This is a genomic window from Deinococcus detaillensis, assembly GCF_007280555.1.
GTDB lineage: Bacteria > Deinococcota > Deinococci > Deinococcales > Deinococcaceae > Deinococcus > Deinococcus detaillensis.
This window is the reverse complement of the sequence record NZ_VKDB01000023.1, coordinates 20324-42220: the sequence shown is the minus strand read 5'-3', so window position 1 is coordinate 42220 and position 21897 is coordinate 20324. Positions and strand designations below refer to the sequence as shown.

At 64.5% G+C, this 21897-nt stretch carries 20 protein-coding genes; 11 read left to right on the top strand and 9 right to left on the bottom strand.

Annotation, left to right across the window (positions count from 1 at the left end):
* The first annotated feature begins 194 nt into the window (after nt 1-194).
* The 5 genes from FNU79_RS15390 to FNU79_RS15370 all read left to right on the top strand — a co-directional run bounded on the left by FNU79_RS15390 (nt 195) and on the right by FNU79_RS15370 (nt 5902).
* Complete coding sequence (locus FNU79_RS15390) at nt 195-3155, top strand: hypothetical protein (protein ID WP_225430112.1); 2961 nt, start codon at nt 195-197, stop codon at nt 3153-3155.
* Nucleotides 3152-3379, top strand: coding sequence for a hypothetical protein (locus FNU79_RS15385; RefSeq protein ID WP_143721690.1), 228 nt, complete (start codon nt 3152-3154; stop codon nt 3377-3379). The genes FNU79_RS15390 and FNU79_RS15385 overlap by 4 nt, the downstream gene beginning before the upstream one ends.
* Nucleotides 3380-3435: 56 nt before the next feature.
* On the top strand, nt 3436-4656 hold the full coding sequence (locus FNU79_RS15380) for a 2,3-bisphosphoglycerate-independent phosphoglycerate mutase (protein WP_404825801.1): 1221 nt from the start codon (nt 3436-3438) through the stop codon (nt 4654-4656).
* A 110-nt stretch (nt 4657-4766) separates the two neighbouring features.
* Entirely contained in the window at nt 4767-5498 is a 732-nt protein-coding gene (locus FNU79_RS15375) for a dienelactone hydrolase family protein (RefSeq protein WP_185974748.1), read from the top strand.
* A 47-nt stretch (nt 5499-5545) separates the two neighbouring features.
* Nucleotides 5546-5902, top strand: a complete 357-nt coding sequence (locus tag FNU79_RS15370) for an ArsC/Spx/MgsR family protein (RefSeq protein WP_143721687.1) — start codon at nt 5546-5548, stop codon at nt 5900-5902.
* 40 nt (nt 5903-5942) lie between these two features.
* Here FNU79_RS15370 and FNU79_RS15365 read toward each other — a convergent pair whose 3' ends face one another.
* Nucleotides 5943-7280 (bottom strand): SAM-dependent methyltransferase, encoded by a 1338-nt coding sequence (locus FNU79_RS15365; protein WP_225430111.1) that lies wholly within the window; start codon nt 7278-7280, stop codon nt 5943-5945.
* 365 nt (nt 7281-7645) lie between these two features.
* Nucleotides 7646-8008 (bottom strand): hypothetical protein, encoded by a 363-nt coding sequence (locus FNU79_RS15360; protein WP_143721686.1) that lies wholly within the window; start codon nt 8006-8008, stop codon nt 7646-7648.
* A gap of 199 nt (nt 8009-8207) precedes the next feature.
* Between FNU79_RS15360 and FNU79_RS15355 the strand changes: the two genes are divergently transcribed.
* Both FNU79_RS15355 and FNU79_RS15350 read left to right on the top strand, forming a co-directional pair.
* Nucleotides 8208-9251: an ATP-grasp domain-containing protein gene (locus FNU79_RS15355; protein WP_143721685.1), complete on the top strand. Its 1044-nt coding sequence runs from the start codon at nt 8208-8210 to the stop codon at nt 9249-9251.
* 50 nt (nt 9252-9301) lie between these two features.
* Nucleotides 9302-10153, top strand: coding sequence for an AIM24 family protein (locus FNU79_RS15350; protein WP_143721684.1), 852 nt, complete (start codon nt 9302-9304; stop codon nt 10151-10153).
* 20 nt (nt 10154-10173) lie between these two features.
* Here FNU79_RS15350 and FNU79_RS15345 read toward each other — a convergent pair whose 3' ends face one another.
* Nucleotides 10174-12225: an N-acetylmuramoyl-L-alanine amidase family protein gene (locus FNU79_RS15345; RefSeq protein ID WP_143721683.1), complete on the bottom strand. Its 2052-nt coding sequence runs from the start codon at nt 12223-12225 to the stop codon at nt 10174-10176.
* A gap of 115 nt (nt 12226-12340) precedes the next feature.
* Here FNU79_RS15345 and FNU79_RS15340 point away from each other — a divergent pair, with 115 nt between their 5' ends.
* Nucleotides 12341-12928, top strand: a complete 588-nt coding sequence (locus FNU79_RS15340) for an NUDIX domain-containing protein (RefSeq protein ID WP_143721682.1) — start codon at nt 12341-12343, stop codon at nt 12926-12928.
* The gene (locus tag FNU79_RS15335; RefSeq protein ID WP_143721681.1) at nt 12928-13557 is read left to right on the top strand and encodes an IMPACT family protein; all 630 of its coding nucleotides are present in this window, start codon (nt 12928-12930) and stop codon (nt 13555-13557) included. Before FNU79_RS15340 ends, FNU79_RS15335 begins: the two co-directional genes overlap by 1 nt.
* On the opposite strand, the gene FNU79_RS15330 is transcribed toward FNU79_RS15335, so the two are convergent.
* From FNU79_RS15330 to FNU79_RS15315, 4 genes are all read right to left on the bottom strand, one after another.
* Nucleotides 13554-14405 (bottom strand): 4-(cytidine 5'-diphospho)-2-C-methyl-D-erythritol kinase, encoded by an 852-nt coding sequence (locus tag FNU79_RS15330; protein ID WP_143721680.1) that lies wholly within the window; start codon nt 14403-14405, stop codon nt 13554-13556. The genes FNU79_RS15335 and FNU79_RS15330 overlap by 4 nt on opposite strands.
* Entirely contained in the window at nt 14398-15075 is a 678-nt protein-coding gene (ispD, locus tag FNU79_RS15325; protein ID WP_225430110.1) for a 2-C-methyl-D-erythritol 4-phosphate cytidylyltransferase, read from the bottom strand. The genes FNU79_RS15330 and ispD overlap by 8 nt, the downstream gene beginning before the upstream one ends.
* Entirely contained in the window at nt 15072-15629 is a 558-nt protein-coding gene (locus FNU79_RS15320; RefSeq protein WP_124871843.1) for a UbiX family flavin prenyltransferase, read from the bottom strand. The genes ispD and FNU79_RS15320 overlap by 4 nt, the downstream gene beginning before the upstream one ends.
* A 64-nt stretch (nt 15630-15693) precedes the next feature.
* Nucleotides 15694-16002, bottom strand: a complete 309-nt coding sequence (locus FNU79_RS15315) for a hypothetical protein (protein ID WP_124871845.1) — start codon at nt 16000-16002, stop codon at nt 15694-15696.
* Between the two features lie 100 nt (nt 16003-16102).
* Here FNU79_RS15315 and FNU79_RS15310 point away from each other — a divergent pair, with 100 nt between their 5' ends.
* Together FNU79_RS15310 and hrpB are read left to right on the top strand one after the other, a co-directional pair.
* Entirely contained in the window at nt 16103-16927 is an 825-nt protein-coding gene (locus FNU79_RS15310; protein ID WP_124871849.1) for an exodeoxyribonuclease III, read from the top strand.
* 8 nt (nt 16928-16935) lie between these two features.
* Nucleotides 16936-19389 carry an ATP-dependent helicase HrpB gene (gene hrpB / locus FNU79_RS15305; RefSeq protein ID WP_241191160.1) on the top strand — a complete coding sequence of 818 codons (2454 nt, stop codon included), beginning with the start codon at nt 16936-16938 and terminating at the stop codon, nt 19387-19389.
* An 8-nt stretch (nt 19390-19397) separates the two neighbouring features.
* Here the strand turns inward: hrpB and FNU79_RS15300 are convergent, their stop codons facing one another.
* On the bottom strand, nt 19398-20867 hold the full coding sequence (locus FNU79_RS15300; protein ID WP_164473470.1) for an NAD(P)H-hydrate dehydratase: 1470 nt from the start codon (nt 20865-20867) through the stop codon (nt 19398-19400).
* Between the two features lie 107 nt (nt 20868-20974).
* A complete protein-coding gene (locus FNU79_RS15295) occupies nt 20975-21886 on the bottom strand; it encodes a tetratricopeptide repeat protein (protein ID WP_164473471.1) in 912 nt (303 codons plus the stop codon).
* Nucleotides 21887-21897: the final 11 nt, after the last annotated feature.

Here is a 21897-nt window from a genome sequence, read left to right as displayed (position 1 = left end):
TTGAAGTTAAGAAACTGAACCGAGTATAACCAAACCGCTTGACGCTTGCCTGACGAACCTGCCTTTGACGAGCGCTACCTGAAAAGTATGGCCTGAGGAGTGCTGCCCCCCGCGCAGGAACACCCGCTCCTCAGCGCGGCCTGACTCAGCTTTGATACAACTCTTTTACCGTGAACTGGCGTGAGATGCTCTCCATGCTGCGTCCTCACCTGCCTGCTCAGCGCGGAGCGGGTGGGGTGCGCGGTTCGCTGCGCTGGCTGGAAGAAGCCATGCGGGCAAGCGGAGCGAATCCAGCGGCGGTTCGCAACATCATTTACAAGGATGTGGGCCTGCCTGCCGATATGCAGGCGCTTTACGCCATTCTCAGCAGGCTGTACGCCGAGGCGGGCCTGAGCGCTCCGCCGCTGCAACTTCCCGCCAGCGTGCCTGCCGACCTCGAACTTTTGGGCCGCAGCAAAAAGCGGGCTTACCGCACTTTCCTGAGCGGCATTTTGGCAGGCCGCACGCCCAAGCTGATGGTGGCGGGCAAAGCGGGCGTCGGCAAAACCTTGCTGATCGAGCATCTGGAGCGCGAGTTGTCGCGGCAAGTTCCGGCGCTGCGCCTGACCCGTTTGTTGCTGGGCGAGGACATCAGCGCCGCGCTCGGGAGTGGGGACGGGGGCCACCCCAATTTACCGTTCGCCCTGCAAGCCGAGCAGCAAGCGCGGGCCGCTCAGCAGTTCTTGCAGGGGTGCGTGGCGGGTGGGCGCGGCGCTCTGCTGATTCGGGTCAGTGGGAGCGGGCCGTTGGGGGGCCGTCAGTTTGGGGGTCTGCCACTGAGAGGCCACGACGCCGAGCTGGTCAGCAGCGCGGCGTGGGCTGCCGAACACCTGCTGCGCCGCGCTCCCGAGGGGCTGGCGGTTTTGCTGGCGCTTGAAGAGGCTAGCGACCTACCGCCCGATCTGCGGGCCGAGGTGATTCATTTGGCTCAGCCCAGCTCCGCCGAAGCCCGCCGCTACCTGATGAGCACCCTCAGCGTAGACGCGGCGCGGGCAGACGAGCTGGTGCGCCAAACCGGACGGCACCTCGACCGCTTGACGCTGCTGGTGAGTGCCAAGCGCGGGCAGCCGGTGGCGGCCAAATTGCTGGCTGATCCGCAGGCCGCCCGTTTGCTGGCCGCCTTGCAGGTGGCGCAAGGCCCGGTGGGCGTCAGCGCCCCGCGCCCGATTCTGGAAGCGGCGCTGGGTCAGCCGCTGGAGAGCTTGCCTCCCTACCTGCGGACGCTCCTCGATGAAGTCAACCCCGCCGAGCCGCGCCCCATCTCGCCCAGCTTGCTCGCTGAAACCAGCGCCCAGCAAGACCCCGCCGTGTTGCGCCAAACGTGGCAACGCCTCGCCGCCGCTGCCCGCCTGCGCCCCGAGTGGGCCGAGTGGGAGCTGCGGGCGCTGACCGAGCTGCGCGACTGGCCCGCGCTGAGGGCTTGGTTTGAAAGTCACCCCGACTTGGCGGCCCTGGCTGCGCCGCTGTGGAGCCGCGTTCGGCAATCGGCTCCGCCACCAGCCCGGCAAGCGGTGGCCCGCTGGGTGGTGACGTATCAAGCCACGCTGGGCCGCTACGACCACCCGCAGGCCCGCGACGCCCTGTTTACCTTGCTGGAAGCAGAGGAAAGCGGGCCGCGCCTGTGGGCCAGAATCAAGCTGGCCGAGAGCAGTCTGGACGCGGGCCAGTTTGAGGCCGCCGCCGCCCAGCTCGCCCACCCGGAGGTGCGGGCTGCGCTAGACCGGTCTAGCTCATTGGACGCGTGGCACGCCGAAGCGCAGGCCGACGCGCTGCTGGTGGAGGCGGCCCTCAAGCGCTGGCAAGGCGACCTCAGCGCCGCCACCGCCTTTGTGGAGGACCCCCGCACCGACTCCAGCGGAGCGCGGGCGACGCTGTGGCGCGGGTTGATTGCCAAAGACGCCGGACGCTGGGCCGACGCCCTGAGCCTTTTGATGAGCGTGCCGCCGACTTCGCCGCTGCTGTTTGCCCGCGCCCGCGCTCAGGAAGGCGATCTGCGCCTGCGGCTGGGTCAAGTGGCCGCCGCCTTGAGCGCCCTGAATGACGCCAGCGCCCGCCTGCAACTGGGCGGCGCGTCTCCTCAAGAACGCGCCCGCACCGAGGCCCGCGCCGCCACCGCCCTGCGGCGCAGCGGTCACGTTCTCGCGGCGCTGGAGCGTAGCCGAGCGGCACAGGCACTGACAGCCCAGGCACTCACAACGCAGCCGTATACAGCAGTACAGCCGTCCGCTGACCAGGCCGACCCGGTGTTGCAAGCTCGCCTCGTCAGCGAGAGTATTCCGCTGCATTTGGCGCTGGGGCAGTGGCCAGAAGCGCTGGGAGCAGCGGCGCGGGCGCTTGCGCTGCTGGCTGAACCCAATGCCCGACAGGCTGAGGCCGCTTACCGCACCCGCCGTACCGAGTACCGGGCGGCGCTGATTTACTTGTCACGCGGGCTGGGGCTGCCGTATCTGCACCCGTTTCGTGGCCCTGGGCCTGAAGGGGACAACGCCGACCTGCGCCGCGCTCGCCAGATCCTAGACGCGCTCCTGAGCGCCGCGCATGGCCTCTCAGACCGCGAGCAGGTGTTGGCCTTTGACATGCGCCTTTCGCGGGTGCTGTGCGAGCCCGACGCGGCGGCGGCGCTGAACTTCGCCAAACTGGCCCTTGAGCTGACCGACCACCCTTACGCCGAGGCTCAGGCGCGGGCCACGCTGGCCGAAGCGCTGCTGCGCGGTGAGCAGATCGGCGCGGCGCTGGGCGAAATCAACCGCGCCCACGCGCTGCTGCGCCGCGTTGCGCCCTCCGGCACGACGGACACGGATCCGGGCCTGCACGCTCAGTTGCTGACATTAGAAGCCCGCGCAGGCTTGCTGGAAGGCCCAGCCGGAGCCCGAACGGCCCTGACTTGGCTGCAAGTTGCCCTGACCGAAGCCCACCTCGCTCCCTTCCGGGTAGGCGTCTGGCGCGAAGTGGGCCGCCTCTTGGAAGGCGTGGCGGGCGGTGAAGCGCTGGCACTCCGGCTCTGGCCCCAGCTTGGCTTGCCGCAATTTGATTTGGGTGTGTGGCGCTTGGCCGACGCCCTGCCGCTGGCGCTGGCTCCTGAGCCCAAGGCCGATCCGCTAGACTCAGCGCCATGAACTTGTTGCGCCCCGTGATGGGCATGTTGGGGCTGGCGGTCGGCTTCGGGCTTTACGCGGCGGCGGGCCGCTACGGCGATCCTGTCGCCAGCATTTTGATCGGCCTGATGTTCGTGGCGCTGGGCGGCCTGGCCATCTGGTACGCCAAGGGCGAGCGCTGGATTCAGGTGCTGGGCGCGGTGCTGGCCGTCTACGGCGTGCTGAGGATGACGCTGCTGCATTAACGCCTTCCAGACAACTCACCACGCCCTCCTGACAAGCGCGGCGTAAACTGGCAGGCATGATCGAGACCATTCGTGAACTGGCCAAGAAGACCGACGAAAAGATTTTGATGGTGGTGCTGGACGGCATTGGCGGCTTGCCGATGGACCCGGGCGGCGACACCGAGTTGGCCGCTGCCAAGACCCCCAACATGGACGTGCTGGCGCGTGAGTCCCAACTCGGCCAAGTTGAACTCGTCGGCGCGGGTATTACCCCCGGCTCCGGCCCCGGCCACCTGAGCTTGTTCGGCTACGATCCTCTGAAGTTCGTGGTGGGGCGCGGAGCGCTCAGCGCGGTGGGCATCGGCGTCAAGCTCAGTGCCGGTGACGTGGCGGTGCGCGGCAATTTCGCCACCTTGGAGGGCGACCGGATCATCAAAGACCGCCGCGCCGGACGCCCCAGCGACGAGAAGAATGCCGAGATCGTTGCCAAGCTCAAGGGTGTCATTCAGAATATTGACGGCATTCCGGTGGAAATCTATACCGAGAGCGAACACCGTTTCGTGGTGGTCTTCCGCGCTCAGGGCACGTCGCTGGGCGCGAACCTCAGCGACGTTGACCCGCAGGACACCGGCGTGCAGCCGATGATTGCCGTGGCCCACGATGAAGCCAGTCAGACGACGGCGGCGCTGGTCAACAGCTTTGTGACGCAGGCCGAAGCCGCCCTCAAAGACGAGCAGCAGGTCAATGGGGTGCTGTTCCGGGGCTATTCGGACGTGCCGCACTTTCCCAGCTTCGACGACATCTACAAGCTGAGGGCCGCCTGCATCGCCTCCTATCCGATGTACAAGGGCCTGGCCTCGCTGGTCGGCATGGACGTGCTGGAAGTCAAGGGCGAGGAAGATGCGCTGAACGGTAAAGTCGAAGCGCTTAAGACAGCTTGGGGCGAGTACGATTTCTTTTATTTTCACATCAAAAAGACCGACTCGACCGGCGAAGACGGCGACTTCAAAGCCAAGGTCAAAAAGATCGAGTTGTTCGACGCGCTCTTGCCTGAGTTGCTGGCGCTGGAGCCGGACGTGATTTGCATCGTGGGCGATCACAGCACGCCCAGCAAGTTGGCGACCCACTCGTGGCATCCGGTGCCGCTGCTGATTCGCAGCAAGTACGGGCGCAAAGACTTGGCCCAGCGCTACACCGAAGACGAATCGCTCAAGGGCAGTCTGGCGCTCCGCAAAGGCACCGAGATCATGCCCCTCTTGATGGCCAACGCGCTGAAGTTACAGAAATACGGAGCGTAAGTCTCCACCGATTTCATCTGAGACTTAACTTCCTGTGAATGGGCTACCGTCGTCTGGCGTACAACCTGCCTTCATGGCGTCCTCTACGGTAAATGTGGAGGCCTCCCCTGATGCTGAATCTCAAAATTTCCGCCGCCGTTCTCGCCCTGACCGCCTTTTCGCTGGCCGGAGCTGCCGGACAAAACCTAGACGTGATGAGCGGCGGCAAAGCTTATCAAAGCTACCTTTCTGCACCGGAGGGGACGCAGAAAAAGCCCGCCGTGATTCTGATTCATTCGTTTAACGGCTTGGAGCAGGGTTACAAAGACCTGACCGACGAGATGGCGGCGGCGGGTTACGTGACGCTGGCCCTCGGCTGGCAGACCTTCGAGAAGCAGCCAAGCGACGACACCGTGAAAGCGCTGATCGAAGACGGCCTCAAGGTCATGGCGGGCCGCAGCGACGTGGATATGAACCGCGTGGGCTTGACCGGCTTCTGTGCGGGCGGGCGCTACACCATGCTGTTTTTGCCACAGATGCCCCAGTTTAAGTCTGGTGTGGCGTGGTACGGCTTCCCCGATATGGGAGGCACGGCCACTCAGCCCAAAACGCCCGCCGAGTTGATTGGGCAACTTGAGCGCCCCCTGCTGATTTTGCACGGCAGCAAAGATCAGCCCAGCCCGGTGGCCAGCATCTACGAATACGCCAAGAAGCTGGACGCGGCGGGCAAGAATTTCAAACTGGTGGTGTACCAGGGTGCGCCGCACGGCTTCTTACTCAAAGACAGCAAAATCGATGACAGCTACTCCAGCAAAGATGGACGCCGCGCCATGCTCAACTATTTCAGCGACACACTGAAGTAGGCCGCACCGTTTTGCCCAGCTCAGCAGGCACGCCTTAAACTGAAAGCATGCCCGAGATAACGGTTCAAATGTTCGGCCTCAAGAAGTCGGCGGCCACCCGCGCCGCCGAGCGCTTTTTCAAGGAGCGGCGCGTCAAAGTGCATTTCGTGGATCTGGCCACCAAGCCGATCAGCAAAGGCGAGTTGGCGCGTTTTCAGCAAAAATTCGGCTCCAATGGAGTGCTGGATAAGGAAAGCAAAGCTTACGAGGATTCCGGCTTGCCTTATCTGCGCCTTTCCGAAGAAGGGTTGCTCTCCAAACTGGCCGACTTTCCCGCCGCGCTCAACTTGCCTTTGGTGCGCGGCGGCAAGGTGCTGTCAGTGGGCGAAGACAAAGCGAGCTGGGCGAAGATGCTGGAGAGCTGAGCGCCGCTGAAAAGCTGAGCGCCGCTGAAAAGCTGAGCGCTCAGGCCTCGATGTCGGCTCTGCCGAGCGGCAAGTTCACCTCGCCGCTCGGCAGAGGTTTGGCCAGCAGGGTCTGCACCACGCCGATGCGGCCCGCCGTGAATGACTGAGCGCTTCCAGCCATATACAAGCGCCAGATGCGGTACGTCACTTCGTCGGCCAGGCCACGCGCCAGAATCTCGGCGTGGTGGTCTTCGAGGCGCATCACCCACTGGCGCAGGGTCAGGGCGTAGTGTTCGCGCATGTTTTCGGCGTCGCGGATTTCAAAACCAGCTTGCTCGGCCCGCAAATTGACTTCGCTCAGCCGCCGCAGTTCGCCGTCGGGAAACACGTAGTTTTGCAAAAAGGAGTGGGCGTTGAGATAGCGCTCGACCGTTCCAAAGCCCCAGTGAATAAAGTTGGGGGCAATTTCTTTGACGATGCCGTGATTGAGCAGCAAGCCGCCGGGCCGGAGCAGCTTGTAGATCTGGGCGAAATACTTCGGCATCTTGGCCCGCCCGACATGCTCGAACATGCCGATACTGGCAACTTTGTCGTAGCGCGTGGAGGCGGATAAATCGCGGTAATCCCGAATCTCGATCTTGACTTTGTCGCCCACGCCCGCCGCCTCAGCCCGCTCCCGCGCCACCTCGGCCTGCGACGGACTCAGCGTAATCCCGGTGACGGTGACGCCGTAATGCTGCGCGGCGTAAATCGCCAGCCCGCCCCAGCCGCAGCCGATGTCGAGTAGGCGCTCGCCGGGTTGAAGACGCAGCTTTTTGCAGATGCGGTCAAGTTTGGTGGTCTGGGCTTGTTCGAGCGTGTCGTGTTCGGTTTTGAAGTAAGCGCAGGAATACACCATGCGCTCGTCGAGCCACAGCTTGTAAAAGTCGTTGCCGATGTCGTAGTGATAACGGATGGCGTGGGCGTCACGCTCTTTGGAGTGGGTTTTGCTGGTGTCGTCAAAGTTCAGATTCGGAGTGGGGCGCTTGGTGTCGGGCAAACTCAGCAGCGCCGCCACCACCCGCGCCGCGACGGCGGGCCGCAGCAGCTGATCGCCGATTTGCACGGCCTGCGCCAGCACGTGCTCCAAGCTGCCTTCCACATCGAAGTCGCCGAAAATAAACGCTTCGCCCAGCGCCAAATCCGAAGGCGGCCACAGCATTCGCCTCAGCGAAGCCGGCGAAGTCAGCGTCACCGTCGCGGGCGTGCTTCCGGCTGGGCCTTCCTGGCTGCCGTCCCAGTAGCGCACGTGGAAGCTGCGCCGACTTGGCGGGCCGAACAACAAGCTCACGATCTGGCGCGAGGAGGCGAGGGCCTGCTGGGGAAACGGACTCACTGAAGAAAGTGGTAAAGACAAAGTCGGGACTCCTTTTGGCGCAAGTAAACGCTCGCCTTGCTTAATAGGCCGCCGAATGTCCCCCTCCAAAACTTCAGCCGTCAGAAGGCGCTTAACGTTTAGATGATAGTGGCCAGCGTGCTGTGTTCGTTAAATTCAGAAGACAGCATAAAGGATTCAGCAATTTTATAGGCCTGTAGATGAGCAGCGCTTCTTACCCGTTTGCAGAGATCAACCTTGCCACGCTGCATTCAAAGCTCTCGCTGCCGAACCCGCTGGCGAGCGAGTGAAGACCGTTTCAAAAACCAAAAAAAGAGGGCCAGACTGACCCCCTTCATGGGTTTTTGATTCTGTTGTCTTGCCGCTTTTGCTAGCTTACCGTTGCTTTATCTCACCGCGTAATGATTCAAGATTGTCTGCACTTCGTTTTCGCTGAGGCTGGTTTGGTCGGTTTCCACGGCTACCAACACCCCGCCCTTGTCGAGCAGTTCTGCCGAGAACTCGGTGGGCTGAGCGGTGGGCGTGCCGCTTTCCTCATAGGTGCTGCCGAACGGTTTCTTGCGGCCTTCTTCTGTGCTCAGGCCGCTCTCGGCGCTGGCGTAAATATCGCCGAACGCTTCGCTGGAGTGGCTCCCGGCGGCCGCGTGCTCAAGCAGCGTCAGTTTGGCGTCGCCCGCGCCCGCTTGGTGGAGGTCTTGAAGGGCGGCTTCGGCTTGGGCCAGATTTTCAAAAACGGCAGTGATTCGCATGGGAGAATGGCTCCTTAAAAAAGATTGAGGGAAGAAGGCGGAGAAAGAACTGAACTTGAGGTGCCTTCAAAAACGCGGAGTCGATTATAAGCGGAGTGAAGAAGTCGGACATTTATTAAAGTTACAGGGATCAAGATTGCAGGTACTAAAATCGTAGGCCTGCGCTGCCGGCTCTCAGCGGGCGGCATAATGCGTCTTCATGTCCACTGCCTCACCTGATGCGCTTCCTCCCGTTTGGTTCAGCAAAAATATCAGCCCCACCTTGCAGCGCATTCGCCAAGTCAAACGCTCAGGGCGCTACCGGGTGCTGGCCAGCCACACTTCACCGGACGCGGGCTATCTCGGCGCGGCGGATCACGGCTTTGTCGAGCCGGCTATGCCCAGCGCGGCGGCATATTTGAAGTACGTGCTGCAAACCGTGCGGGAACACAACATCGCCGCGCTGGTGGCGGGGCGTTACGCCGCACACTTGGCCCAGCACCGCGCTGAGATTGGGGCCGCCGGTTGCCGCCTCATTGTTCCCAGCACTGACCCGGCCAGTTTTGAGCGGTGCGAAGACAAAGCCCACTTTTACCAGACCTTCGCTGAGCACATCCCCATGCCCGAAACGCGGCCCGTGCACAATTGGCCGGAGATGCTGGCGGCGGCCCGCGAACTCGAAGCCGAGTACGGCTCGGCCTGTATCAAACCCGCACGCGGCATCTTCGGGATCGGCTTTAGGATTTTGACCGAGGGTGACGACCTCAAATACTTTTTGAGCGGCAACCCGCTGCGCCTGAGCTACCCCGCTGCCGAACTGCTGTTTAAGGATCAGGAACTGCCAGTGATGCTGGTGATGGAAACCCTGCCCGGCTTTGAATACAGCATTGACGCCCTCGCTCGCGGCGGCGAGCTGCTGACCTGCGTGATTCGGCGCAAGCTCGTGGGGCTGGGCAACTTGCAAACCGCTGTGGAGCATCCGCAGATGCGCGAGTGGACGGCCCTCCTCTGCCGCGAACTCCAGATGGACGGCCTCTTCAATGCCCAGTTCCGTGAAGATAAGCACGGCCAGCCCAAACTCCTGGAAGTCAACGCCCGTGCCAGCGGCGGCTTGCCCATCAGCGCGGCGCTCAGCGGCCTGGAATTGGGCCTGCTGGAAGTGGATTCACATTTTGGTGTGCCGCTGGGCGACCTGACCTTTGCGGCGGGCAGGCGCGTCACCGAGAGCCAAGAAGTCATTGCGCTGCCTGCAAAAGCGCTGTGAGGTAAACTGTGATTTCATCTTCACTTTAACTTCAAGGCAGGAGGCTCAGCATGGAAAAGCGCCGTGAAAATCTCAAGCAGCTCGACACCGCCGCCGGCAAGGGCGTGACCTTTACCACTTACCAAAGTCCGGTGCAGCCGCACGACCTCTACGAAGCGCAGCACTTCTACGCCGCTGACCGCTTGGGAATGCGTCCCAACGTCCTCGAGATTAAGCTCGACGGCGGCGGGGCGCTGCTGCAACCCGGAGCCTTTCAGTTCAGCCGGGGCAATATCCGCATGAAGTCGCTGAGCGGAATGCAGAGTTCGCCGGGGATGGGCGGCGGCAACCAAGGGGGCGGCGGGCTGGGCGGCCTGCTCGGCGGGGTGGCGCGGATGGCGGCGGGCCGAGCAATGGGCGAGTCGTCGTCGCGCAACATCTTTCAGGGCAGCGGCGTGGTCTGGACAGAACCCACTTACAAACACCTGATTATCGGTGAAAAAGATTCGCCGAACGATAACTACATCATCGACGACGGAGCTTTTTACTCGTGCGAAACCAGCATGGACATGTCGCCGCGCCTCATGCTCGACGCCCGCGCTTTCGGCGGCAACGGCTTGGTGTCGCCGGAACTCAAGGGAACCGGCTACTTCGTGCTGGAGAGCCCGGTGCCGTTCGAGGAAATCGAAATCCACACCCTCAACAACGACGAAATGCGCATAGACGGCGACCTGATCCTGCTGTTTTCCAGCAGTTTGCAGTTCAATATCGAAAAGTTCGACCGGGGCTGGTTCAGCACCTACCGCAGCGGCGAGGGCATGATCTATAGCCTAACCGGCAGCGGCGTGGTGTGGCTGACCCCCACCGCTCAGGCCGCCCGCAAACAGATTGCCGTGCCGCTGGGGGACAGCAGCAAAAGCTAAACGCTCACTTGGGGGCTTCTTTACTTGCCCGCTGGCGTGGCCACGCCCGTCACCAGCGCCTCGCGGATGCCGCGTGCGATGCCCAGCGCCACCCGCTCGAGGTAGTTGTCGTCTTCCAAGTTGCTGCCGTCGACCGGATGGCCCACGAAGCCGATTTCGACCAAAGCGGCGGGCACTCGCGAGCCGCGCAGCACCGCCAGCGAGCGCGAGCTTTTCAGCCCCTGGTTGTAAGCTCCAGTGGTTTGAATAATATTGGCTTGCAGCAATCCGGCAAAGGCCGAACTGGCGGCGTTGTTGTTGTTCCACCAGGTTTCGATGCCGTAGCCCCTGAGCACATTGACCGGCTCCATGCTGTTGGCGTGAATGCTGACATACAGCTGAGCGCCGTTGTAGCCCAGCGCGGCGCGGGCATTGAGGTCGGTGTTTTTGTCGTTGGAAATGGCGCTGTCGTTTTCGCGGCTCATGATGACGTTAATGCCCGCCGACTGAAGGTAGCGCCGCACCCGCAGGGCCACGTCCAGCACCACCATTTTCTCGGTCACCAGGCCCACCGCGCCGGGGTCGCGCCCACCGTGCCCGGCGTCAATGACGACGCTGGGCAGCGCCAAGGCTGTTCCGTTGAAGGTCAGCGCGGATGAGCGCACGGGCGGCGCAGCGGCCAGCACTTTTTCGGCGGGCAAAAGCGGGGTGGTGTTGGCAAAGGCGGGCGAAAAGTCGATCGCCAGCCGCGAGCGGTCTGAGCCGCCGGCGGGCGGCAGCAACACGCCGCGCCAGCCGCTGTGCAAGGTCAGCGGCGAGGACGAAAGCAAAAAGACGTTGCTGCGGCTGGCCGTGCCGGAACCCGCCGCCGCCGGACTGTAGCGCCAGCCGCGCAGCTCGCTGCTGACGATGCCGGCACTGAGCGGATCTGCGCCGACGCCGACCAGGTCGATGCTCAGACCCAGCGCTCCCGGTGAGATTTGAAAACTGGTGCCGGGCGGCAAGTCGAGCACCACCCGCGTGACGCCGGGGTTTTTGCCGATACGTGGCGCGGCCAAAATAGCTCCGGCCTGCGGGCTGCCGTTGGCTTTGCCGCGTGTGATGTTGGGATCGCCGTCGCTGATGCCGGGCAGGCCCACAGCGGGCGCGGGCAAAGCGCCAGCCGCGTTGCCCAGCGAGTCGCCGGGCGGCAGTTGGCTGGCGGCGCTGGTTCCCGAACTTCCGGCGGCCGCGGCCGTGTCACTGGGCGAAAGGAGGCCCTGAGCGGGGTCGGCTAGGCCCACGGCTGAACTGAACGCGGTGGAAGCGAGTGAACTGGTCGCCGCGCCACGGCTTAAGCTGATCGGCGGCGCGGTGCTTAGATTACTCTTGAGCGCAAGCGGGGTCAGCCCCACGCCGCCCGGACTCACCGCTTGTTCGCTGGGCGGGGGGGGATCGGTTTTCACTGTGCCGCGCAGACTGGCCGCCGCGCCGCCACCGATGGCCGGGCCAATTTCTAAAATCAGTACCCGCCCACCGGAGGCGATGATGGCCTCACTGGCCCGCCACCCGCTTTTGGCGCTGAGCGAAAACGGCGTGGCGAGCCTGATCTGCACGCCGCTGGGCGAGGAAGCCACCCGGTATTCACCGACAGCGGCACCGAGTTGAGCGGTGACACTGGGCGCTGAGCGCACTTGCCGGAACTCGAGGCGCAGGCCGCTGAATTCTTGGATCAGGCTGTAGACGACGCCGGTGGGCAGATCGTAGACCACTTTGGTTTGGCTGCCCTCGCTGTAGACGCGGGGCGAGCCGAGCGCGGGGAACTCGCTGGCGCTGGGGGCCGCTGTCGGCGGAAGTGGATTGAGACGGCTGGGAGATGGGGGAGTACTCGGCGGGCTGGAACCAACGGAGTTGCTAAGCGCTGAAGTGCTGGTTGGGTAAGTGCTGGTTTGGAGTGTGGGAGTCGTGAGCGGCGTCAGACCCGGCAAGCTCTGGGCAGGTGCGCCGCGCACGAACGGGTCGCTGGGCGCAGCAGTCTGGGCGGCAACCTGCTGAGTGAGGAGCGCTCCCAGCAGCAAGCTTGCAGATGAAAGGATCTTGAAGGCGTCCCGCATGTCTGAGCCTTACTTTAAGACTCTGGGAGTGAGAAGCGCTCAGGCAAGTCTCATTCAAGGGTTAAATCGGCGTAATCAGGTGGCGGCATACCGGCTAAGGCCCTATCCTCAGGCCATGACCGAGCATCCCAATTGGCCCCGCCTGATTGCCGACGAGCAGCAGCCCTGGCAAACGCTGAGCCGCACCGAACTCAGTGGCCCGCCGCGCCGCTTGGTGAGCGACGTGGTGCGCCTGCACGGCGGCAGGGAAGCCGAATATGTCTACCGGCCACGCGGCCCCCGCGCCGTGTTCGTATTTCCGATCACGGCCTCTGGTCAGGGTGTGCTGATCCGCGAGTACCGCTATCCGCTGGGGGCCAGCATCTGCGCGGTGGTGGCGGGCGGGGTGGAGGAGGGTGAGGACTTGGCAGAGGCCGCCGCCCGCGAACTCAAAGAAGAAGCGGGCGGCGTGGCGAGCGAGTGGGTCGCCCTGCCGGGGTTTTATCCACAGCCGAGCATCAGCGGGGCGGTGTTCTATCCATTTTTGGCGTTTGGTGCCGAGTTGGGAAGCACCCAAAATGAAGACAGTGAACTGATCGAGCGCTTGGTCTTGCCGCTGCCTGAAATCTACGAACAACTGGAAGCGGGTCAGATTTTTGACGGCCCCAGCAGTTTGGTGTTGTTTCACGCCCGACGCGAACTGGCGCGGCGCGGGTTGTTGTGATGGCTGGGCCACCCGCCGACCTGACGCCGTTTACGACGCTGGCGCAGCCGCACCGCACAGACGCCGTGATAGACGGCAGCGAGTTTTTGGCCTTCGCTGAGCGGGCCGACACGCCCGAACAAGCGCTGGCTCAGCTTGCCGCCCTCAAGGAGCGTTACCCCGACGCCACCCACCACTGCTGGGCTTACCAGATTGGCCCGCTTTACCGCTTCTCCGACGACGGCGAACCTAGCGGCACGGCGGGAATGCCGATGCTCAGGGCCATTCAGGGGCAGAGCCTCGATCACCTGATGGTGGTGGTGGTGCGCTATTACGGCGGCGTCAAACTCGGCACTGGCGGACTGGCGCGGGCTTACGGCGGGGGCTGCGCCGAGTGCCTGCGAACTGCCGAGCGTTTCGAGGTGTGCCCCCGCTTGACATATCAAGTTTCGGTGCCCTACGAGTTTCTCAGCGCCCTGTATCACCTGCTCGGCCAATTTGATACCGGGCGTGGTGAGGAGAGTTACAGCGGCGCGGGCGTGAGCTTGCCGGTGCAGCTTTATCCTGAAGACGTGGAGGCGTTTGGGGCAGCCTTGCAAGACGCCACGCGGGGCAGTGGGATCCTGGAAGAAACGGCAGGAGTGGCTTAGAGGGCCAGTCCACTCCTGATCTGTGCCGCCCGCGCCCACCAGTTCGGAAACTGAGCTTGCAAATTGGCCTCTGCTGCTCTCGCCTGCGCCTCACTTTGGGCCAGTCCAAACACTGTGCTGCCCGAACCACTCATCAGCGGGCTGTGGAGGCCGACTTGGGTGAGTGCCTCTAGCGCGGCGGCAATCGGCGGGTGACGAACCGCCACCGCGTCTTGCAGGGCGTTGAAATACGGCACCATCTGACCTGCTGCCAATGCGCCGAGCAGTGCGGGAGCGTCCAGCGGCGGGGTGTAAGCCCCCTTTTCGTCCAGCCACGAATAAGCGTCGCGGGCGCTGACCGGCACACCGGGATTGAGCAGCACCAGCCAGCTTGGCGGGGCAGTTAGCCGGGTCAGGCGCTCCCCAGTGCCCTCGGCCAACGCCGCGCCGCCCAGCAAAAAGAACGGCACGTCCGCGCCGAGTTGCTGGGCGAGTGTGTGTAAATCAACGCCCGCCGGATACAGCTGATCAAGCGCCAGCAAGGTACTCGCCGCGTCGCTGCTGCCGCCGCCGAGGCCGCTGGCCAGCGGCAATACTTTATGCAGAGTGATCTGAGCGCCGCCTTTCACGCCCGCCGCCCTGAAGTACAGCTCAGCTGCCCGGTACACCAGATTGCCGCTGCCGGTTGGCAAATCCGCGCCCAGTACCTTCAGTGTCAAGTCAAGAGCAGGCTCTAGCTCCAGTTCGTCGCCCACCGACAGCGGCAGCATCATGCTGGAGAGGTCGTGATAGCCGTCAGAGCGCAGGCCCAGCACCGAGAGACCCAGATTGATCTTGGCGGGGGCAAAGACCTTGAGCGTCTCAGGCATGTTCGGCGTCCCAGAGTCGTGCCAGCGCTTCGGCCAAGACCAGGTCGCCGGGAGTGGTGACTTTGAAAAGTCGGGCGTCACCCAAAATCAGCGCCACCGGCAGGCCCAGCCGCGCCACCAGCCCGGCGTCGTCGGTGGCCTGAATGCCGCTTTTCTCGGCGGCTCGGTGGGCTTCCAGCAGCAGCTCACGCCGAAAGCCCTGCGGCGTCTGCACCGCCCACAGGCCCTCCCGGGAAGTCAGTTGGCCCCACAAGTTCGGCCCAGCCTGACGCACCAGCGTGTCGGCGACCGGCAGCGCGGCGGTGGCGGCTCCGGTTTGGGCAGCGGCAGCTTTGACAGCCTCACCCACGCTCGGCGGCAAAAAGGGCCGCGCCGCGTCGTGGATCAGCACCACGTCGGCTTCACTGGCTTGCAGCAGCGCCAACACCGAGGCTTGGCGGGTCGCGCCTCCGGTGATGGCGCGGACGTCACCCGGCAAGTTCAAATCATGCAGGGCGTAACCGTCCGGTAGGGCCACCACCACCTCGTCAACAAGTGGTGCGAGGGCCGCCACGCTGCGGGCTAGCAGGCTCAGGCCGCCGACAGTGACAAATGCTTTTGGCCCCTGCCCCAAGCGGGTGCCCAGTCCGGCAGCGGGAATCAGGGCCGCGGTGCGCTGGGGAAGCGTCAAGCCTCGCCCCAGCGCTTAAAATCGCCCGCTTCCAGCCCAAACTGATCGAGCACCCGCGCCGTAACGAAATGCAGCAGTTCGTCCACCGTTTTGGGCGCGTGATAAAAGCCCGGGCTGGCGCTCATCAAGCTGGCTCCGGCGTCATGGGCCAGCAGCATGTTTTGCAACATCGGGCGCGGCAGCGGGTCTTCGCGGGTCACCAGCACCAGCGGGCGGCGCTCTTTGAGGGTCACGTGGGCGGCGCGGGAGAGCAGATTGTCGGCAAAGCCGTGGGCGATTTTGGCCAGCGTTCCGGCGCTGCACGGCACCACCAGCATGCCCGCCGTGCGGTAGGAGCCGCTGGCAATGCTGGCCCCCAGATCGCGGTCGTCGTGAACGGTGTGCACCAGTTCGGTCAGGTCGCTCAGTTGCGGCCCGCCTTCCATGCTCATCACCCGCTTGGCGCCGCTGGAAACCACCAGATGCGTTTCCACATCCAGGCTGCTCAGCGCCCTCAAAATGCTCAGGGCATACGGCATCCCGCTGCCTCCCGAAACGCCAACCACCAATCGCATGCGGCTCAGGCTAGCAGAAGGCGGCAAGTTTCCGGCAGGACGAATGAACTTGGTTCAGCCCGCTTCACTTGTCGAACTTGGCGTACCCCGCTGCCGAGCGCCGCTGAGCGCCGCGTGCGTAGTCGAGCTGCATTTCGACTTCTTCGTGTTTGCCTTCGCTGAACGTCGATTCATGCACCCAATAGTTGAGCTTGTCTTCACCGAGTTGCACCCAGTATTTGGTGCTGTCGCTCTCGTCACGCCAAAAGGTGATGTGTTCAAACCCGTTGCTGCCCGCCCACTTCTCGATGTCGTCCAGCACGCGTGCGGCTTTGGGGTGGGTCATTTGAAAGCTCTGACCGTCGGACTCGTTGCGAAACTGGATATCTGCCATGCCGACAGACTAGCGCTGTTCTCATGAAGGCGGGTCTCAGTGGTATAAATCTTGTCTTGATTTGGGCTTGAAGCGTGGGGCCTTGCTTTATGCTGCCGGGGTGTCCTCCCTTACCTCCCTGAACGTCACCACCCTGAATGTCAACGGCCTCCGGAGCGCCCTCAGCAAAGGGCTGCTCGGCTGGCTGGAGCGCCACGCCCCCGACGTGCTGCTGCTGCAAGAAGTCCGCGCTGAGCCGCTGCCGGAGGTGTTTGCCGCGCTCGGCTACGATTCGTGCTGGCACCCTGCCCAAAAAGCCGGGTACAGCGGAGTGGCGCTGCTGAGTCGGCGCGGCCTGAGTGACGTGCAGATGGGCATGAACGACCCCGAAGTCGATGCCGAGGGGCGGGTCTTGTCGGCGGTGGTGGAGGGCGTCCGCTTTGCCAGCGTGTATTTGCCCAGCGGCGCGAGTCGGCCTGAGCGCCAACTCTTTAAGGAGCGGGTCCTGGTGGACTTTGCCGAGTGGACACGCGGGCATTTATCTGTACCGGACGCAGAGAGCAGCCAAGACGACAACGAAACGAAGACAGCCGCCCCCAGACCGCCCCTGATCATCGGCGGCGATTTCAACGTGGCCCATACGGAGCTGGACATCAAAAACTGGCAGAGCAACCGCAACAAGCCCGGCTTTTTGCCGCATGAGCGCGAGTGGATGAGCCAGTATCTGGCGCTGGGCCTGCGCGATAGCCACCGCGACCACTTGATTGATCGGCGCGAATACACTTGGTGGAGCAACCGCGCCAACGCCTTTAACAACGATGTCGGCTGGCGCATCGATTACCTCCTGGCGGCGGGTCTGCCCCTGACAGAAGTATGGGTGGAGCGCCGCGAACGCTTTTCCGATCACGCGCCGCTGAGCGGACGGCTCATTGGTGTAACGCCTTGAGCTTGCCGGTGTTGGAACTTTTACCGGCCTTGCGGGCGGCGCTCAATCTGCACCCGCTGGTGATCTTGCAAGCCCCCCCCGGCGCGGGCAAAAGCACCGGCTTGCCACTGGAACTGCTTTCTGAGCCTTGGCTCTCGGGCCAGCGTCTGTTGCTGCTGCAACCCCGCCGGGTGGCGGCCAGAGCGGTGGCGGCGCGGTTGGCGGCCACTCTGGGCGAAAAAGTCGGCGAGACGGTGGGCCTGCGGGTGCGCTTTGAAACGCTCGTCTCGGCCCGCACCCGCCTCGAGGTCGTCACCGAGGGCATTTTGACCCGCCGCCTTCAGCACGACCCGGAGCTGAAGGGCGTGGGCCTGATTCTCTTCGACGAGTTCCACGAACGCAGCCTCAACGCGGATTTGGCCCTCAGCTTGGTGCGCGAGGTGCAGGGCGCACTGAGGGACGATCTGCGGGTGCTGATCATGTCAGCCACCCTCGATCCCAGCTTGCCTGCCCGTTTGGGTACACACATTCCCATACTGGAAAGCCTGGGCCGCAGCTATCCGGTGGACGTGCGCTACCTCGCCGCCGATCCGGCTGATCCGGCCTCGGCAGTGGCGGGCGCGGTGACGCGGGCTCTGGCAAGCGATGAAGGCGACATTCTGGCGTTCTTGCCGGGCGTGGCTGAGATTCGCCGCAACATGGCCGCGCTGCGCGAACGTCACCCCGAAGTCTCTGTCTTGCCGCTTTACGGCGACCTCCCGATTGCCGAGCAAAACCGCGCCATTGTGCCCGACCCTGCTCGGCGCAAGGTGGTGCTGGCCACCAGCATCGCGGAAACCAGTCTGACCCTTGACGGCGTGCGGGTGGTGATCGACAGCGGCCTGACCCGCACCCAGCAATTTGATCCGGGCAGCGGCCTGAGCAAAATGGTGACGAGCCGCGTGACCCGCGACAGCGCCGATCAACGCGCTGGACGGGCGGGCCGCACTGCGCCGGGGGTGGCTTACCGCCTGTGGAGCGAGCGCACCCAGCCGCTGCTTGCCGCCGCACGCTTGCCGGAAATCCTGAGCGCCGACCTCGCGCCGCTCCTGCTGGAAGTGGCGGGCTGGGGCGCGGATGTGACAGCTTTGCCCTGGCTCGACGCTCCGCCGCCGCCCAGAGTGGCCACCGCTCAGAGCCTGCTGACCGAGTTGAGTGCTCTTCAAGGTGGCCGCATCACCCCGCAGGGCCGCGAACTCTTGGACCTGCCGACCCACCCGCGACTGGCCCACCTGCTCAGTCAGGGCGCGTCGCTGGGCCTCGGCCCGCTGGCTGCCGACCTTGCCGCCGTGCTGGAGGAACGCGACCCCTTGCCGCGCAGTGCGGGCAGCGACGTGGCGCGGCGGGTCTGGGCGCTGCGCCAGCACCGCAGTGGGGGCAGGGGAGAAGGGGACAGGGCCATCTTGGAGCGAATCGAGCGTCTCAGTCGGCAGTGGCGCAGCTTGCTGCGTGTCCGGCCTGACGACACTTCGCCCGACCCAGAGCAGGTGGGCCAACTCCTGCATCTTGCTTATCCAGAACGGGCCGCGCAACTTCGCCCCGGCACTCTAGACCGCTACCTGCTGGCGGGAGGGCAGGGCGCACGGCTCCCCGAAGGGGATGACCTCGCCGGGCAGCCCTATGTGGTGGCCGCTCACCTGGATGCGGGCAGCGGCGAGGGCCGCATCTACCTTGCTGCGCCGCTGAGTGAAGCGGTGCTGAGCGCTCAGGCGGTGACTTCCGACGTGGTCGAGTGGGACAGCCGCACAGGAACGCTGACCGCCGCCCGCGAGCGCCGCTTTGGCCGCTTGCTGCTCGGCACCCAGCCGCTCCAGCAAGTGCCGGAAGCTCTGCGGGTATCCGCCGTGCGCTCGGCGGTGCTGCGCGAGGGGCTGGGTTCACTGAGCTGGACGAATGAAGCGCGGCAGTGGCAAGCCCGTGTGCTGAGTCTGCGGGCGTGGCGAGCAGGAGAGGAGTGGCCGGATGTTTCGGACGCCGCTTTGCTGGAGCGCTTGGACGACTGGCTCACCCCCCACCTCGGCACGGTTCGCAGGCGCGAGGATTTGGGCAAGATCCAGCTTCTCTCGGCGCTGCATCCCCTATTGCCTTGGCCTTTGCCGCGCCAACTCGACGAACTCGCTCCCACTCAGCTCAGCGTGCCCAGCGGTCACAGCATCAAGCTGGAGTACCGCCCAGACGGCGACGCTCCTATTCTGGCTGTCAAGTTGCAAGAACTCTTCGGGCTGGCCGATACGCCCACCGTCAACGCGGGGAGAGCGCCGGTGCTGCTGCACTTGCTCTCGCCCGCCCGCCGCCCGGTGCAGATCACGCAGGATTTGCGCTCGTTTTGGCAAAGCGGGTACTTTGAAGTTCGCAAAGACTTGCGCGGCCAATATCCCAAGCACCCCTGGCCGGATGATCCGTGGACGGCGCAGGCCACCCGGGCGACCAAAAAGCGGATGTAAGCGGTTGGCTAAGCGCCCCGCACCAGCGCCAGCCAAGCCGCTCCCACTTCCCCCGAAACGTCGGTGGCCGTCAGGCCGTAGCCGTGCTTGGCTCCGGCGAGTTCGCCCGCTTTGCTGTGCAGCCTTACGCCGCACAGCGCGGCGTCCTCGGCGCTCAGCCCTTGTCCCAGTAGACCCGCCAAAATGCCGCTCAGCGTATCGCCCATGCCAGCCGAGGCCATGCCGGGATGCCCGCCCCGCGAGACGAAAAGGCCGTTCCCAGTGGCCAGGGTAGACGGCCCGCCTTTGAGCACCACCACGCCCCCGAACTTGCTTTGAAGCTGCCTGGCCGCACTGAGCGGACCAGCGGTGATCTCTGGTGTGGTGACTCCCAGCAGCCGCGCCGCTTCGCCGGGGTGCGGCGTCCAGATGACTTGGTCGTGGCCGTGTCCGGCGAGTTCGGGTTGCAGGGCGTCGGCGTCCACTACGGTGGGAATTGTCCAACTCAGCACCGTGCGGGCCACCTGCGCCGCATTTGGGCCGAGGCCCATCCCTACTGCCAGCGCGTCCGGCTTTACTTCGTTCTCTAGTGCACTCAGCTGGTCATCCATTTCGACCCGGTGAACCATCAGCTCCGGCGTGATCAGCGGCACATCGGCCCCGCTGTAGATGCTGACCAGCCCCGCGCCCACCCGCAGAGCGCCGAGCCCGGCCAGCGCGGGTGCGCCCACGGTGCCGGGGTGTCCGCCCACCATCCAGATGCGGCCCGCCGTGCCTTTGTGGGCGTCGGCAAAGCGCACTGGCAGCTTGGCGGCGATTTCAGCGTCAGTCAGGCGCAGGGCCACCGCTTCCCGCAAAACCCACTCCGGCGGTACCCGCAAGTCGGCCACACTCACCTCTCCGGCGGCGTGCGCGGCGGGGCCGTAGATCAGCGCGGGCTTGAGGCCGCCAAACGTCACGGTCTGCGCCGCCCTCACTGCCGCCTCTGGACGCTGAGCGTTGCTGGCGTCCAAGCCGGAGGGTAGGTCAATGCTCAGCACCTTGAGACCGCTTTGGTTGATGATCTCCACGAGTTCGCTGAGTTCTGGGCGCAGCGGCGGCACGAATCCGGTGCCGAGCAGGCCGTCCACCACCACCCCGCCGACCATCTGAGCGCCCGTCAGGACGCGGCGCAGGTTGGCTGCTGAGAGGGTCTGCGCCTCAACGCCAACCGCTGAGAGCCGCCGCTTGTTGAGCTGACTCAGCGGGTGCTTGGACGGTTGGGCCAGCACCGTCACTTCGCGCTCCAGTGCCAGCAAATGCCGCGCCGCCACCAAAGCGTCTCCGCCGTTGGCCCCGCTGCCTGCCAGCAGCAAGACGTGGCCCGCCGGAAAGTGGTGTTGAAGGTGGTCGGCCACCGCTCGCCCCGCCGTTTCCATTGCCAGATCCAGCAGCTCAGCGGCTTCTAAACGGGCGTCAAGCGCCTTGACACCTTCGGGAAGGAAAACCGCTTCAGCCATGCCTCAGTTTCGCGCCCAAGTTTTGGTGCGCGTGTGAGGAGAGCGTTTCGGCGTCTTTTTGTTCCCGCATTTTGTTGCCACAGGCCGCAAACGAGAAGCTGCTCTGCTCAGCGCCCTTTGAGGAAAAAGTAAAACACCAGCGCCGCGACCACCAAGCCGATAATCCGCAAATTGGCCGGAGTCAGCCACTTGGCATTCAGCCCTTTGTTGGCCGCGCTGCCGACGCTCAGGCGCGGCGCGTCTTCGCGCATTCGGCGCACCGACAAGCGCTGGCCGCGCCGGATGGCCTTGACCGAGTCGTTGACCCGCCCCTGTCTACGCAGCGCCACGCCCAGATTGTGGTGCGCTCCGGCAAAGTCGGGATTCAGCGCGATGGCGCGGCGCTGGGCGGCCTCGGCTTCTTTGAAGTTTCCGGCTTGCAACTCCAAATTCCCAATATTGCTGACGGCGCGGTAGTGGCCCGCGTCGGCTTCGGCGGCCTGCTCAAACAGCTGGCGGGCTTGGCCGGTTTCCTCATGGATGGCGTGCAGCACACCTACCGAGTTGAGCGCCTCGGCGCGGGTCAGCGGCAAGTCGAGGGCGGGTTGCAGGGCGGCAGTCAACGCTTCGGGTTCTACATGACGCGCCGTCTCCGCCGCTTCCAAACTCGTGAGGGCGGCGTCCAGCGTGTGGACACTGACGTGGCGGCGCACCTCACTCAGCGCGGCGTCGGGTTCACTGAGGTCTTGGGTCAGCCGGTTCAGGGCGCGGCGGGCCTGCGGGTATTTGTGGGCGCGGACGTGATCTTGAATGTCGTGCAGCGACTCCAGAGCGCTCAGTAAACTGCTCGGCAGCGGTGTGGGAGCGAGGCGGGCGGCGGCCATGGCGCGGCGGTACTCGCCGGCCGTCAGGTAGCCGCCCCAGTCCAGATTCAGCCCTGCCAGGTGCGGCGGCATAGCCGGGAGCGGCGCGGACGTGATGGGTGCTCCCCCAGTGCCAACGCCCTTTTGAAGGGATACGGGGGCCTTGCTCTCGGTCATGGCCGAAGTAT